Below are 13,734 nucleotides of genomic sequence, written 5' to 3'. Positions count from 1 at the left end.
TCAGACGGACGCGTCCGCCCCGTCCGCCCCCAGCGACTCGAAGCGCCAGCGGTGCACCGGGCGGGTGACCAGTGCGGCGTCCGGGTCGGGGAGCTCGGGCAGCTCGTCGCCGTAGCCGCCCGCCCACCAGGTGATGACCAGGACCCGGTCCTGCGGGGCGCGCAGCAGTTCGCGGCGGAGGGGTCGGCGGGCCAACTCGGCCGAACGGGCCCGCGCCCACTCCAGGAGTTCGGCGCCCCGTCCGGTCACGGCGCGGGCCTCCCACATCAGGGCGACGGTCATGAGTAGAGGTTGTCCTTGCTGATCTCGTGGACGTGGTCGTGGTCGTGCGCGTGGGCGCCCGGCACATGGGGGTCGGTCACCGGGAGCGAGGAGTCGGCGGACAGCTCCAGGTCCGAGGCGGGCCTGCCCCGGGCGACCATCTCCGCGCCCAGCGCCGCGACCATCGCGCCGTTGTCCGTGCACAGCCCGGGACGCGGCACCCGCAGCCGGATGCCGGCCCGCTCGCACCGCTCCTCGGCCAGCGCCCGGAGCCGCGAGTTGGCCGCGACCCCGCCGCCGATCATCAGGTGGTCGACGCCCTCGTCCTTGCAGGCCCGGACGGCCTTGCGGGTGAGCACGTCCACCACGGCCTCCTGGAAGGACGCCGCCACGTCCCGTACCGGCACCTCCTCGCCCGCCGCCCGCTTGGCCTCGATCCAGCGGGCCACCGAGGTCTTCAGGCCCGAGAAGGAGAAGTCGTAGGCGGGATCGCGCGAGCCGCTCAGACCGCGCGGGAACGCGATCGCCTTCGGGTCGCCCTCCCTGGCCAGCCGGTCGATGACCGGGCCGCCGGGGAAGCCGAGGTCCAGCACCCGGGCGATCTTGTCGAAGGCCTCGCCCGCCGCGTCGTCGATGGTCGCGCCCAGCGGCCGCACGTCGGCGGTGATGTCGGGCGCGAGGAGCAGCGAGGAGTGGCCGCCGCTGACCAGCAGCGCCATCGTGGGCTCGGGCAGCGGGCCGTGCTCCAGCTGGTCCACGCAGATGTGCGAGGCGAGGTGGTTCACCCCGTAGAGCGGCTTGTTCAGCGCGTAGGCGTACGCCTTCGCCGCCGAGACGCCGACCAGCAGCGCGCCCGCGAGTCCGGGGCCCGCGGTGACGGAGATCCCGTCGAGGTCGCGGGCGCTGATCCCGGCCTCCTTCAGGGCGCGCTCGATGGTGGGGACCATCGCCTCCAGATGGGCGCGGGAGGCGATCTCCGGGACGACGCCGCCGAAGCGGGCGTGGGTGTCGACGCTGGACGCGACGGCGTCGGCGAGCAGGGTCGTGCCCCGGACGATGCCGACGCCGGTCTCGTCGCAGGAGGTCTCGATGCCGAGTACGAGCGGTTCGTCAGCCATCAGTCAGTCTCTGTTCCCTGTACGTGCTCGTGCACGTGCTCTTGTACGTGGAGGCGCATGACGAGTGCGTCGACGTTGCCCGGCTGGTAGTAGCCGCGGCGGAAGCCGATCGGTTCGAAGCCGAAGCGTTCGTACAGCTTCTGGGCCCGGGTGTTGTCGACGCGGACTTCGAGGAGCACCTCGGCGCACTCGAAGGCCGTGGCGTGCTTCAGCAGGTCGGTGAGGAGTTCGGAGCCGAGGCCGCCGCCCCAGTGGTCGCGGGTGACCCCGATCGTCTGCACGTCGGCGAGGTCCCCGGCCGCGGCGAGGCCCGCGTAGCCGACGAGCCGGCCGGTGGCGGGGTCCTCGGCGACGACATAGCGGCGGGTGGCCCGCGGGCCGCGGGAGTACGCCAACTCGGACCAGAACATGCCGGCCGACCAGGCGTCGTCCGGGAACAGCTCGTGTTCGAGCTCCAGCACCGGATCGATGTCCCACCAGCGCATCTCGCGCAGAACGGCAGTCGTGGTCGTCACTTCGGGGTGACCACCTTGTAGTTCTTCGGCACCTGGGCGTCGGGCCTGCGGAGGTAGAGCGGCTGCGGCGGCAGCAGCTCCTCGCCCGCGGCGAGCCGCTCGGCGGCGAGGGCGGCCAGCGCCCCGGCGCTGACGTGCTCGGGCTCCCGGGCGTCCGGAAACGCCTCCGGGTAGAGCACCGCGCCCGCGCCGACGACGGGCAGCCCGGCGAGCTGTGCGGCGATGTCGGCGGGCCGGTCGACGGCGGGAGCGGTGGCCCGGGTGCGCGGGTCGTCGTACCTCGCCCAGTAGACCTCCTTGCGGCGGGCGTCCGTCGCGACGGCGAACGGCCCCTCCAGCCCGGCCCGGCCCGCGGCGTACGCGAGCCCGTCCAGGGTGCACAGCCCGTGCACGGGTACGGAGAGGGCGGAGCCGAAGGCCGCGGCGGTGACCAGGCCGACCCGGAGCCCGGTGTACGGCCCGGGACCGACGCCGACGACCACGTCCGTCACGGCGTCCAGGGCCGTCCCGGCCTCGGCGAGGACCCGGTCGACGGCGGGAAGCAGCAGCTCCCCGTGCCTTCGGGCGTCGACCTGTCCGGATTCGGCGACGACGGATTTCCCGTCGTGCAGGGCGACGGTGACGGCGGGGGTGGCGGTATCCACGGCGAGCAGGAGCACGCAAACAGCCTACGGCTCCGCCGGGGGAGGCACGGCGCCCCGTACGGCGTCCCGGCACGACCGGCCCCTGCTGCTACCGTCAGCGCGTACACGCGGGTACGACGTACACGCTAAACGCTTGTACGACATGCGGAAGCGAAAGGGGCGCGCACGGTGTCTAGGGGCAGCTCGGGAATCGTGGCCGGGCTCACTGCCGCGGCGCTCGTCGCGGTCGGCGTCCTGGCCTTCCAGGCGTCGGCGAACGCCCCCGCCAGTGTCGCGGCCCCCAGGCCGAAGGCGACCGGCAGCGCCGATGCCACCGCGCACGCGAAGCCGAAGGAGAAGCCGCGCCCGGCCGCGCTCCCCCGGCACTCCGGCACCGGGAAGCGGGTAGTGTACGCCCTGGCCGACCGCCGGGTGTGGCTCGTCGACGCGGCCGGGAAGGCCGTCCGGACCTTCGAGGTCATGCCGAGCGCGCTGAATCCGCGCCCCGGCACCTATCAGGTGAACACCCCGCGCCAGGGCTCCCCCACCAAGGGCTCGGACGGCGTGATGATCGAGCACGTGGTCCGGTTCGCGATGGTGGACAACGTGGCCGTGGGCTTCAGCGCGGCGGTGGACGGCTCGATGGAGAGCCCGGACCCGACGCTGAAGACGGGCGGCGTGCGGATGTCCCGGGAGGACGGGAACGCCATGTGGGACTTCGCGATGGTGAACACGAAGGTCGTCGTCCTCCCCTGAGGCGCGACCGCGGAGCCCCGCGCGCTCAGCCCGCCCGTCGTTCGGGGCCGGTGCCGGAGCGCTGCGCGGGAGCGGCGGCCGGGGTCTCCCCGCCGTCCGCGCCCTCGTCCTCGTCCGCGGACGGCGGCGGTGTGGAGACGGCCGAGGCCGCGGCGCAGGCCGCCAGCAGGTCTCTCATCGATGGCGGCGGCGGCACTTCGCGTTCGGCGGACGTCGTCATGGATGCCTCCCGAGGCTCCGGTGGAAGGCGTGGTTAGGCAGACCTAACCCGCTCTCGTCATCCATGTGACCACGCCCCTGCCGCCCGGCGCAACAATTTACCGACAGCCTGTCGGAACCCGGCTCCGCGCTCAGACCTCGCGCAGTCCCGCCCAGCGCGCGCCGATCCCGACCAGCGTCACCTCGCGCCGCTCGTCGTCCGTGTCGCCGACCGCGCGGTCGATCACCACGTGCAGCCGGTCGTCGGACAGCTCCTCGACCTTGCCGTCGCCCCACTCCACGACCACCACGGACTCCGGCAGCGACACGTCGAGGTCCAGGTCCTCCATCTCGTCGAGCCCGCCGCCCAGGCGGTACGCGTCGACGTGGACCAGGGCCGGGCCACCGGTCAGCGACGGGTGGACACGGGCGATCACGAAGGTGGGCGAGGTGACCGCGCCGCGCACGCCGAGGCCCTCGCCGAGCCCCCGGGTCAGCGTCGTCTTCCCGGCGCCGAGCTCGCCGGTGAGCATCACGAGGTCGCCGGGGAGCAGGACCGCGGCGATCCGGCGGCCGAGTTCCTGCATCTGTTCGGGGGACTCGACGGCCAGCTCCAGGGTGACGGTGCCGGGCACGGCGTCCCCGGCGGTCTCAGTCGTCAGGCTGTTGTGCGGTGCTTCCATGTCCGCCAACGTTAGCCGTTGCCGGTACCGCTCCGACGCGGACGAGCAGGTCCGCCAGCCGGTCCGTGACCGTCTCGGGGTGCTCCAGCATCACCAGATGACCGCCGTCCGGCACGATGACCAGCTCCGCGTCCGGGAGCTGGTCCGCGATGGCCTCGCTGTGCGAGCTGGGCGTCACCAGGTCCTTGTCGCCCGCCAGGATCAGCACCGGGACGTCGCGGAAGGCGGGCAGCGCGCCGCTCTTGTCGTGTTCGGTGAAGGCCGGGTAGAACTCGGCGACCACATCGATCGGGGTGGCCTCGATGAGGCGCTCGGCGAACCGTTCGACCACCGGGTCGACGTCCCGCGAACCGAACGAGTACCGCTTGATCAGCCCGGCGAAGAGGTCCGCGGTCGCCCGGCGGCCCCGCTCCACCAGCTCCGCCTGGGAGCCGAGCGCCCGGAGCACCCCGGGCAGCACCCGGCGCACCGCGTTCACGCCCGCGACCGGCAGCCCGAAGTCGACCTCGCCGAGCTTCCCGCTCGATGTGCCGACGAAGGCGACGGCGGCGACCCGGTCCCGGATCAGCCCGGGGTACTGGTCGGCGAGCGCCATCATCGTCATCCCGCCCATCGAGTGCCCGACCAGCACCAGCCTGCCCTCGGGGGCCGCCGCGTCGATCACCGCCTTCAGATCGCGGCCGAGCTGGTCGATGCCGACCGCCACCCCGTCCGCCTGGGCCCGGCCCCGCTCGGAGCGGCCGTGGCTGCGCTGGTCCCAGTGGACGGTGCGCACCAGGCCGCGCAGCGCCGCCCGCTGGAAGTGCCAGGAGTCCTGGCCGAGGCAGTAGCCATGGCTGAAGACCACCGTGACGGGCAGGGGGTCCTTGCGCCCGAAAAGCCTGCGGCGGCGCGGGCCGGTACCGGCGGTGTCGCCCGCGCCGTCCGGGGCGCCGCCCGCGCCACCGGCCGGCTCGACCTCGTCGACCTCGTAGTACAGCTCGGTGCCGTCGTCGGCGGTGGCCCGGCCCGGCAGTCCGCGCAGCGAGCCGTAGGGTCCGGTGGCGTCCAGCGCCAGCCTGGCCCGTCTGCGCATGCCCCGGCCGACGGTGAGCCGCTCGACCGCGACACCGGCGGCGGCGCCCGCCGCGATCACGCCTATGGCGGCTCCGGCGATGCCCGCCCGGCGCCAGCCGACCGCCGTGGCGGCCGTCGTCACCGCGTCCCCCGCGCTGATCTCGCTCACCGTGCCGCGCTCCTCGTCGGTCGTGTCCGTCAGGTCAGGGCCGGTACGTACCGGTCGTGATCAGATCGTGCCCGGTCGGCGGCGCACCGTCGATCAGGACTCGGCCGGGGTCGCGTGGAGATGCACGCGCGGTACGCGGGCGCCGATCCGGGTGACGATCTCGTACGCGATCGTGTCGGCGGCCCGCGCCCAGTCCTCGGCGCTCGGCTCGCCCCGGTCCCCCGGGCCGAAGAGCACCGCCTCGCTGCCCACCTCCACCTCGTCCCCGTGGAGGTCGACGACGAACTGGTCCATCGCCACCCGGCCGGCGATCCGCCGGGTGACGCCGCCGACCAGGACCGGGCCCCGGCCGGAGGCGTGGCGCGGGATGCCGTCCGCGTAGCCGACCGGCACCAGGCCCAGGGTCGTCTCGGCGGAGGTCGTGTAGTGGTGGCCGTAGCTGATCCCGTGGCCGGCCGGGACCCGCTTGACCAGCGCGACGGAGGCGACGAGCCGCATCACGGGGCGCAGCCCGAAATCGGCCGGGGTGCCCAGCTCGGGGCTGGGCGAGACGCCGTACATCGCGATCCCGGTGCGCACCAGGTCGAAGTGGGCCTCGGGGACCGTCAGCGTCGCCGGGGAGTTGGCCATGTGGCGCACCTCGGGTGCGACGCCCTCCTTCTCCGCGTACTCCACCATGTCCCGGAACACGGCCAGCTGGGCGGCGATGGAGGGGTGGCCGGGCTCGTCGGCGCAGGCGAAGTGGGACCACAGGCCGGTGATCCGGACGGCACCCGTCCGCTCGGCGGCGCGGGCGGCGGCGACCAGCTCCGGCCAGTCGGCGGGCTGGCAGCCGTTGCGCCCGAGGCCGGTGTCGGCCTTGAGCTGGATCCTGGCCGGGAGGCCCGCCTCCGCGGCCGCGGCGACGACCTCGTCCAGGGCCCACAGCCCGCTCACCGACACATCGATGTCGGCCTCGATCGCCTCGCGCCAGGGGCCGCCCGGGGTCCACAGCCAGCACATCACCCGACCGCCCAGTCCGGCCGCCCGCAGGGCCAGCGCCTCCTGCGGCGTCGCGGTGCCCAGCCAGGTCGCCCCGGCCTCCAGCGCGGCGCGGGCGCAGGGCACCGCCCCGTGCCCGTAGGCGTCGGACTTGACCACGGCCATGAGCTGCGCTCCGCCCGCCCGCGCGCGCAGTACGCGCACGTTGGCGCGCAGTGCGTCGAGGTCGATCTCGGCACGGGCTCTCAAGGACGCTGTCTCGTTCATCGCGCCCAGTCTCTCAGAGGCGTGCGGCAGGACCCTCGGGCGGCGGGTCGCCCGGCCGTCCCTCAGTGCCGGCCCAGCTCGTGTTCCAGCTGGTCGACGATGACCGGGACATGGCTGTGCGGTACGTCCTTGACGGCGGTGACCAGGGTCACCGGGCCGCCCGCCCGGACCAGTTCGACGAGTTCGCCGACGGCCTCCGCGTGGACGGGATCGGAGAGTTCCGCGCGGTAGCGCTCGACGAACTGGTCGTAGCGGGTGGCGGTGCGGTCCTGGTGGTACCAGTCGCGGAGCTCGTTCGACGGGGTGATGTCCTTGAGCCACCTGTCGATCGCGGCCTTCTCCTTGGACTCGCCGCGCGGCCAGAGCCGGTCGACGAGGACCCGGGTGCCGTCGCCGTCCTCCTTCGGCTCGTACACCCGGCGTACGCGTACCTCGCTGCTGCCCACGGTCGGCCCTCCTGTCGGCTGCGGTCGGTCCTCCGCTGCGCCCAGGATCACTCAGGCCCGTACGTCCCGCCATGCCGCCGGGATCGCCTCCGCGACGTCCTGCGCGGAGACCGGTGAGCCGTCGGAGGCGTGGCGGGCGGCGAGCCCGTGCAGATGGGCGGCCACCGACGCGGCGTCGCGCGGGGCGAGGCCCGCGGCCAGCAGCGAGCCGGTCAGCCCGGAGAGGACGTCGCCGCTGCCCGCCGTGGCCAGCCAGGAGGTGCCGGTCGGATTGACCCGTACGGGGGTGGCCGGGTCGGCGGCGGCGACCAGGGTCGTCGAACCCTTGAGCAGGACCGTGGCGCGGTAGCGGGCGGCCAGCTCCCGCACGGCGGCGAGCCGCCCCGCCTCGACCTCCTCGCGCGGGACGCCCAGCAGCGCGGCGGCCTCGCCCGCGTGCGGGGTGAGCACGGTCGGCGCGGTGCGCGCGCGGACGGCACCGGCGTCCAGCAGCCGCAGCCCGTCCGCGTCCACCAGCACCGCGACCTCCGCCGCCAGCACGTCCCCGATCGCCTCGGCGGCCTCCGTGCCGTCACCGAGCCCCGGCCCCACCACCCACGCCTGCACCCGGCCCGCCTTCGACGGCCGCCCCGCGTGGACCAGCGTCTCCGGGTGCCGGGCGATCACCGTGTCCGCGCCGGGACCGACGTACCGCACGGCCCCCGCACCGCCGCGCAGCGCCCCGGAGACGGCCAGCACCGCCGCTCCCGGGTAGCGCGCGGAACCGGCGACGACGCCGACCACCCCGCGCCGGTACTTGTCGCTCTCCGCGCCGGGGACGGGCAGGAGCGCCGCGACGTCCGCGTACTGGAGCACCTCCAGATCGGGCGTGCCGGGCAGTTCGGGCCGGAGGCCGATGTCGACGAGGTGCAGCGCGCCCGCCCGCGCGGCGGCCGGGTCGATGAGCAGGCCCGGCTTGTACGTGCCGAAGGTGACGGTCGCGTCGGCGCGCACCGCCTCGCCGAGCACCTCGCCGGTGTCGGCCTCGACCCCGCTGGGCAGGTCCACGGCGAGCAGCGGGGCGCCGGTCGCCGCGAAGGCCCGCACCAGCTCGGCGGCGTCCGGACGCAGCCCGCCGCGGCCGCCGATGCCGGTGATCCCGTCCACCACCAGGTCGATGCGGCCGCCCCGGACGTCGGCGCCCTCGGCGAGCCGCCCGCCGGCCGCGAGCAGGGCCGCGAGGCCGCCCTCGTGGGCCCGTCCGGGGGCGGTGAGCACGGCGCGCACACCGGCGCCCCGGCGGGCGAGCCGGGCGCCCGCGTACAGCGCGTCGCCCCCGTTGTCGCCGCTGCCGACGAGGAGGACGACGCGGGACCCGTAGACCCGGCCGCGCCGTCGCAGCACATCGGCGCAGGCCGCGGCGAGCCCGGCGGCGGCGCGCCGCATCAGGGCGCCCTCGGGCAGCTCGGCCATCAGGGCCCGCTCGGCGGCCCGTACGGTCTGAACGCTGTAGGCGGTACGCATGTGCTCAACCCTCCGCGATCACCACGGCCGACGCCACTCCCGCGTCATGGCTGAGGGAGACGTGCCAGTGCCGTACACCCAGCTCGGCGGCGCGGGCGGCGACCGTGCCGCGGACCCGCAGCCGGGGCTGCCCGCTGTCCTCGACGTACACCTCGGCGTCCGTCCAGTGCAGTCCGGCGGGCGCGCCGAGCGCCTTCGCCAGGGCCTCCTTCGCGGCGAACCGGGCGGCGAGCGAGGCGATGCCGCGCCGCTCGCCGCTGGGCAGCAGCAACTCCCGTTCCACGAAGAGCCGGTCGGCCAGCTGCGGTGTCCGTTCCAGCGCCGCGTCGAACCGTTCGATCTCGGCCACGTCGATCCCGACCCCGATGATCACGGGCGTTCCCTCATTCCTGACTGGCTTGCATGCGTGCAAGCAAGCTAGCCGGAGCGGGGGCGGCTACTCCACGGTCACCGACTTCGCCAGATTGCGCGGCTGGTCCACGTCGTTGCCGCGGGCCGTCGCCAGCTCGCAGGCGAAGACCTGGAGGGGCACGGTCGACACCAGCGGCTGGAGGAGCGTGGGGGTGACGGGGATCCGGATCAGGTGGTCGGCGTACGGGACGACCGCCTCGTCGCCCTCCTCGGCGATGACGACGGTGCGGGCGCCGCGGGCCCTGATCTCCTGGATGTTGGACACGATCTTGTCGTGGAGCACCGACCGGCCGCGCGGCGAGGGCACCACCACGACGACCGGGAGGCCCTCCTCGATGAGGGCGATCGGGCCGTGCTTGAGCTCCCCGGCGGCGAAGCCCTCGGCGTGCATGTAGGCGAGCTCCTTGAGCTTCAACGCGCCTTCGAGGGCCACCGGGTAGCCGACGTGGCGGCCCAGGAAGAGCACGGTGCCGTGACCGGCGAGGGAGCGGGCGAGCGCGCGTACCGGCTCCATGGTCTCCAGGACCCGTCCGACCGCGCCGGAGATCTCGGAGAGCTGGCGGATGACGGTGCGGATCTCGTCGCCCCACTTCGTCCCGCGGAGCTGTCCGAGGTACAGGGCGACGAGGTAGCAGGCGACCAGCTGGGTGAGGAAGGCCTTGGTGGAGGCGACGGCGACCTCGGGTCCGGCGTGCGTGTAGAGCACGGCGTCGGACTCCCGGGGGATGGTGGAGCCGTTGGTGTTGCAGATGGCGAGGACCTTGGCGCCCTGTTCGCGGGCGTGCCGCAGGGCCATCAGGGTGTCCATGGTCTCGCCGGACTGCGAGATGGCGATGACCAGGGTGCGGTGGTCGAGGATCGGGTCGCGGTAGCGGAACTCGCTGGCCAGCTCGGTCTCGCAGGGGATGCGGGTCCAGTGCTCGATGGCGTACTTGGCGATCATCCCGGAGTGGAAGGCGGTGCCGCAGGCGACGATGACGACCTTGTCGACCTCGCGCAGTTCGTGCGGCGGGATGCGCACCTCGTCCAGGCGGAGCGAGCCCTCGCCGTCGATCCGTCCGAGGAGCGTGTCGGCGACGGCCCTGGGCTGTTCGGCGATCTCCTTGAGCATGAAGGAGGCGTGGCCGCCCTTCTCGGCGGCGGAGACGTCCCAGTCCACGTGGTACGCGCGGACGTCGGCGGGCCGCCCGTCGAAGTCGGTGACGGTGACGCCCTCGCGGCGCAGCTCGACCACCTGGTCCTGCCCCAGCTCGATCGCGGAGCGGGTGTGCGCGATGAAGGCGGAGACGTCGGAGGCCAGGAACGCCTCGTCCTCCCCCACCCCGACCACGAGCGGCGAGTTGCGCCGGGCCCCGACCACCGTGCCGGGCGCGTCCGCGTGCACGGCGACGAGCGTGAAGGCGCCCTCCAGCCGACGGCAGACCAGCCTCATCGCCTCCGCCGCGTCGGCGCAGGAGGAGTACGCCTCGGCGAGCAGATGGGCGACGACCTCGGTGTCGGTGTCGGAGGCCAGCTCGTGGCCGCGCTCGGCGAGTTCGGCGCGCAGGGCGGCGAAGTTCTCGATGATCCCGTTGTGCACGACGGCGACGCGGCCCGCGTTGTCGAGGTGCGGGTGGGCGTTGGCGTCGGTGGGGGCCCCGTGGGTGGCCCAGCGGGTGTGTCCGATGCCGGTGGTCCCGGCCGGGAGCGGCGCCTCGGCCAGGGCCTTCTCCAGATTGACGAGCTTGCCCGCCTTCTTGACCGCGGCCAGACCGCCGTCCGCGAGCACGGCGAGGCCCGCCGAGTCGTAGCCCCGGTACTCAAGGCGCTTGAGACCCGCGACGACGACGTCCTGCGCCGACTGCCCACCGACGTAACCGACGATTCCGCACATACCGTTCCCTTCCTGGCCATCCGCCCCTCTTCTTCGCATCGTCGCAGAAGGCGAACGGAGCGGCAGGGAGGACGGCGGCCCGCGCGGTGGCGCGGACGGCGGAGTCCGGCCGGAAACGGCCCCGGCGGTACCCCACGTGACCGAGCCCACCCCCCACTCCATGCGAACTCCCGCGACAATGAACCCCGTGATCACTTCGCCGCCACGGAGCACCCACCGACGCGCCGAGCACGCGGCGACGCCGTACGTCGATCTGTCCCGCGCCGAGTGGAGCGCCCTGCGCGACAAGACGCCGCTGCCGCTGACCGCCGACGAGGTGGAGCGGCTGCGCGGGCTCGGGGACGTCATCGACCTCGACGAGGTGCGGGACGTCTACCTGCCGCTCTCCCGGCTCCTCAATCTCTACGTCCAGGCCACCGCGGGTCTGCGCGGCGCCCTGAACACCTTTCTCGGCGACGCGGGCAACGGCCACGGCGAGCAGCGCGGCACCCCGTTCGTCATAGGCGTCGCGGGCAGCGTCGCGGTCGGCAAGTCCACCACCGCGCGCATCCTCCAGGCGCTGCTGGCCCGCTGGCCGGAGCATCCGCGCGTCGAGCTGGTGACCACGGACGGGTTCCTGCTGCCGATGAAGGAGCTCCGGGCCCGGGGCCTGATGTCGCGCAAGGGGTTCCCGGAGTCGTACGACCGGCGCGCCCTGACCCGTTTCGTCGCCGACATCAAGGCCGGCAAGGACGAGGTGACGGCGCCCGTCTACTCGCACCTGATCTACGACATCGTGCCCCGGGAGCGGCTCACCGTGCGCCGCCCCGACATCCTGATCGTCGAGGGGCTGAACGTGCTCCAGCCCGCGCTGCCCGGCAAGGACGGCCGGACCAGGGTCGGCCTCGCCGACTACTTCGACTTCAGCGTGTACGTGGACGCGCGCACCGAGGACATCGAGACCTGGTACCTCGACCGCTTCCGCAAGCTGCGCGACACCGCGTTCCAGGACCCGTCCTCGTACTTCCGCACGTACACCCAGGTCTCCGAGGAGGAGGCCATGGAGTACGCGGCGACGATGTGGCGGACCATCAACAAGCCCAATCTGGTGGAGAACGTGGCGCCCACCCGGAGCCGTGCCACCCTGGTGCTGCGCAAGGGCCCTGACCACAAGGTCCAGCGGCTGTCCCTGCGCAAGCTCTGAGCCAGCGAGCCTCCTGGGAGTGGCCCCGTGCTGCATCTGCGCCTGATCGTCCCCGCCGCCCGCACGGACGAGGTGGTGCACCTGGTGGAGAACACCCTCGGTACGACGCATCTCGTCGTGCTGTCCGGTGCCGCCCGCAATCCCGCGGGCGACGTGGTGCTGTGCGACGTGGCCCGCGAGGCGGGTGACGAGCTGATCTCCGCGCTGCGCCGCCTCGGCATCGACAGATCCGGTTCGATCACCGCCGAGAACATGGACCTGACGCTCTCCGACCACGCCGACCGGGCCGAGGAGGCCGCGCCGGGCGATGGCGCCGACGCGGTGCTGTGGGAGGAGCTGACGGAGGTGACCCACGAGGAGTCGACGTTCAGTGTGACGTACGTGGCGTTCCTCACCGTCGCGACGATGCTCGCCGCCTGCGGTGTGATGCTCGACAACGCGATCCTGATCGTGGGCGCGATGGCGGTCGGCCCGGAGTTCGGGCCGCTGGCCGGGATCTCCACGGCCCTGGTGCAGCGTGCGCCGCGGCTCGCGCTGCGTTCGCTGTACGCGCTGATCGGCGGGTTCGCCCTCGCGATGGCGCTGACGGTCGGGTTCGCCTGGCTGATGGACGCCCTGGGGCTGTTCACCCGCTCGATGGTCGAGGGCGCCCGTCCCAACACGGCGTTCATCTGGAAGCCCGACGCGATGTCGTTCGTGGTGGCGTTCCTGGCCGGGATCGCCGGGACGCTCTCGCTCACCTCGGCGAAGTCCGGGGCGCTGATCGGGGTCGCCATCTCGGTGACGACGGTGCCGGCCGCGGCCAACGCGGCGGTGGCGTTCAGCTACCACGACTACCACCAGATGACGGGCTCCGTGACCCAGCTGCTGGCCAACCTCGGCGGGATCGTGGTCGCGGGGACGCTCACCCTGCTGGTCCAGAAGGCGCTGTGGGCGACCCACCGCCGCATGACCCGGCCCACGCCCCCGCCCGACGGCCTCTGAGCCCGCGGACAGCGGGGGCCGACCGGACGGATCGGGGCCGGCCGGGCCGCCGGGACCCGCGAGCCCGGCGCGTTCCGCACGAGAGGCCCCAGGGTCTTTCGTCCGGATCAGGCCGGATCAGTGAGCGGGGTCCGCTGCGTGCGGTCGCAAGGCGGAGGAGGGAGTCGACGCGGAGCGTCGGCGACCGACGACAACGCCACGAGCGCACGTGCCGGGGCCCGCGAGCCCGGCATGAGCCGCACGAGAGGCCCCAGGGTCTTTCGTCCGGATCAGGCCGGATCATTGACCGGGGTCCGGTGCGTGCGGTCGCAAGGCGGAGGAGGGAGTCGACGCGGAGCGTCGGCGACCGACGACAACGCCACGAGCGCACGTGCCAGGGCCCGCGAGCCCGGCATGAGCCGCACGAGAGGCCCCAGGGTCTTTCGTCCGGATCAGGCCGGATCATTGACCGGGGCCCCGGTGCGTGCGACCGCAAGGCGGAGGAGGGAGTCGACGCGGAGCGTCAGCGACCGACGACAACGCCACGAGCGCGCGTGCCGGGACCCGCGAGCCCGGCATGAGCCGGACGAGAGGCCCCAGGGTCTTTCGTCCGGATCAGGCCGGATCAGTGAGCGGGGCCCCGGTGCGTGCGACCGCAAGGCGGAGGAGGGAGTCGACGCGGAGCGTCAGCGACCGACGACAACGCCACGAGCGCGCGTGCCGGGACC

General features: G+C 73.8%; 15 protein-coding genes. 3 read left to right on the top strand and 12 right to left on the bottom strand.

Annotation, left to right across the window (positions count from 1 at the left end; translation table 11 throughout):
* From ACFVFH_RS05975 to tsaB, 4 genes are read right to left on the bottom strand one after another with little or no spacing between them, the layout of a single operon-like run.
* Positions 1-282: a hypothetical protein gene (locus ACFVFH_RS05975; RefSeq protein WP_383763978.1), complete on the bottom strand. Its 282-nt coding sequence runs from the start codon at positions 280-282 to the stop codon at positions 1-3.
* Positions 279-1,379, bottom strand: coding sequence for a tRNA (adenosine(37)-N6)-threonylcarbamoyltransferase complex transferase subunit TsaD (gene tsaD, locus ACFVFH_RS05970; RefSeq protein ID WP_383763976.1), 1,101 nt, complete (start codon positions 1,377-1,379; stop codon positions 279-281). Before tsaD ends, ACFVFH_RS05975 begins: the two co-directional genes overlap by 4 nt.
* Positions 1,379-1,894, bottom strand: coding sequence for a ribosomal protein S18-alanine N-acetyltransferase (gene rimI, locus ACFVFH_RS05965; protein WP_383763973.1), 516 nt, complete (start codon positions 1,892-1,894; stop codon positions 1,379-1,381). Before rimI ends, tsaD begins: the two co-directional genes overlap by 1 nt.
* Positions 1,891-2,553, bottom strand: a complete 663-nt coding sequence (gene tsaB, locus ACFVFH_RS05960) for a tRNA (adenosine(37)-N6)-threonylcarbamoyltransferase complex dimerization subunit type 1 TsaB (protein ID WP_383763970.1) — start codon at positions 2,551-2,553, stop codon at positions 1,891-1,893. Before tsaB ends, rimI begins: the two co-directional genes overlap by 4 nt.
* Positions 2,554-2,706: 153 nt before the next feature.
* Between tsaB and ACFVFH_RS05955 the strand changes: the two genes are divergently transcribed.
* A complete protein-coding gene (locus ACFVFH_RS05955; protein ID WP_383763967.1) occupies positions 2,707-3,273 on the top strand; it encodes a hypothetical protein in 567 nt (188 codons plus the stop codon).
* A gap of 25 nt (positions 3,274-3,298) precedes the next feature.
* Here the strand turns inward: ACFVFH_RS05955 and ACFVFH_RS05950 are convergent, their stop codons facing one another.
* From ACFVFH_RS05950 to glmS, 8 genes are all read right to left on the bottom strand, one after another.
* The gene (locus ACFVFH_RS05950) at positions 3,299-3,493 is read right to left on the bottom strand and encodes a hypothetical protein (protein ID WP_383763965.1); all 195 of its coding nucleotides are present in this window, start codon (positions 3,491-3,493) and stop codon (positions 3,299-3,301) included.
* Between the two features lie 130 nt (positions 3,494-3,623).
* Positions 3,624-4,154 carry a tRNA (adenosine(37)-N6)-threonylcarbamoyltransferase complex ATPase subunit type 1 TsaE gene (gene tsaE, locus ACFVFH_RS05945; protein WP_383763962.1) on the bottom strand — a complete coding sequence of 177 codons (531 nt, stop codon included), beginning with the start codon at positions 4,152-4,154 and terminating at the stop codon, positions 3,624-3,626.
* Complete coding sequence (locus ACFVFH_RS05940; protein ID WP_383763960.1) at positions 4,123-5,379, bottom strand: alpha/beta fold hydrolase; 1,257 nt, start codon at positions 5,377-5,379, stop codon at positions 4,123-4,125. The genes tsaE and ACFVFH_RS05940 overlap by 32 nt, the downstream gene beginning before the upstream one ends.
* Before the next feature lie 93 nt (positions 5,380-5,472).
* On the bottom strand, positions 5,473-6,627 hold the full coding sequence (gene alr / locus ACFVFH_RS05935) for an alanine racemase (protein WP_383763958.1): 1,155 nt from the start codon (positions 6,625-6,627) through the stop codon (positions 5,473-5,475).
* Between the two features lie 62 nt (positions 6,628-6,689).
* Positions 6,690-7,073 carry a DUF488 domain-containing protein gene (locus ACFVFH_RS05930; RefSeq protein WP_383763955.1) on the bottom strand — a complete coding sequence of 128 codons (384 nt, stop codon included), beginning with the start codon at positions 7,071-7,073 and terminating at the stop codon, positions 6,690-6,692.
* A 51-nt stretch (positions 7,074-7,124) separates the two neighbouring features.
* Positions 7,125-8,576: an NAD(P)H-hydrate dehydratase gene (locus tag ACFVFH_RS05925; RefSeq protein WP_383763952.1), complete on the bottom strand. Its 1,452-nt coding sequence runs from the start codon at positions 8,574-8,576 to the stop codon at positions 7,125-7,127.
* A 4-nt stretch (positions 8,577-8,580) separates the two neighbouring features.
* Entirely contained in the window at positions 8,581-8,949 is a 369-nt protein-coding gene (locus tag ACFVFH_RS05920) for a holo-ACP synthase (RefSeq protein ID WP_383763949.1), read from the bottom strand.
* Between the two features lie 63 nt (positions 8,950-9,012).
* The gene (gene glmS, locus ACFVFH_RS05915) at positions 9,013-10,860 is read right to left on the bottom strand and encodes a glutamine--fructose-6-phosphate transaminase (isomerizing) (RefSeq protein WP_383763947.1); all 1,848 of its coding nucleotides are present in this window, start codon (positions 10,858-10,860) and stop codon (positions 9,013-9,015) included.
* 187 nt (positions 10,861-11,047) lie between these two features.
* Here glmS and coaA point away from each other — a divergent pair, with 187 nt between their 5' ends.
* Both coaA and ACFVFH_RS05905 read left to right on the top strand, forming a co-directional pair.
* Positions 11,048-12,043, top strand: coding sequence for a type I pantothenate kinase (coaA, locus tag ACFVFH_RS05910; RefSeq protein ID WP_383763944.1), 996 nt, complete (start codon positions 11,048-11,050; stop codon positions 12,041-12,043).
* Positions 12,044-12,070: 27 nt separating this feature from the next.
* On the top strand, positions 12,071-13,027 hold the full coding sequence (locus ACFVFH_RS05905) for a DUF389 domain-containing protein (RefSeq protein WP_383763941.1): 957 nt from the start codon (positions 12,071-12,073) through the stop codon (positions 13,025-13,027).
* The last annotated feature ends 707 nt before the right edge of the window (positions 13,028-13,734 follow it).

It is taken from the genome of Streptomyces sp. NPDC057697, from assembly GCF_042799335.1.
Lineage (GTDB): Bacteria > Actinomycetota > Actinomycetes > Streptomycetales > Streptomycetaceae > Streptomyces.
The sequence above is the reverse complement of the archived record's forward strand: the minus strand, read 5'-3'. Positions and strand labels throughout refer to the sequence as shown.

Excerpts from the sequence above, each read along its gene's own strand:
- ACFVFH_RS05975 (WP_383763978.1), bottom strand. The coding sequence starts at position 282 with ATGACCGTCGCCCTGATGTGGGAGGCCCGCGCCGTGACCGGACGGGGC.
- tsaD (WP_383763976.1), bottom strand. The coding sequence starts at position 1,379 with ATGGCTGACGAACCGCTCGTACTCGGCATCGAGACCTCCTGCGACGAG.
- ACFVFH_RS05950 (WP_383763965.1), bottom strand. The coding sequence starts at position 3,493 with ATGACGACGTCCGCCGAACGCGAAGTGCCGCCGCCGCCATCGATGAGA.
- tsaE (WP_383763962.1), bottom strand. The coding sequence starts at position 4,154 with ATGGAAGCACCGCACAACAGCCTGACGACTGAGACCGCCGGGGACGCC.
- alr (WP_383763958.1), bottom strand. The coding sequence starts at position 6,627 with ATGAACGAGACAGCGTCCTTGAGAGCCCGTGCCGAGATCGACCTCGAC.
- ACFVFH_RS05925 (WP_383763952.1), bottom strand. The coding sequence starts at position 8,576 with ATGCGTACCGCCTACAGCGTTCAGACCGTACGGGCCGCCGAGCGGGCC.
- glmS (WP_383763947.1), bottom strand. The coding sequence starts at position 10,860 with ATGTGCGGAATCGTCGGTTACGTCGGTGGGCAGTCGGCGCAGGACGTC.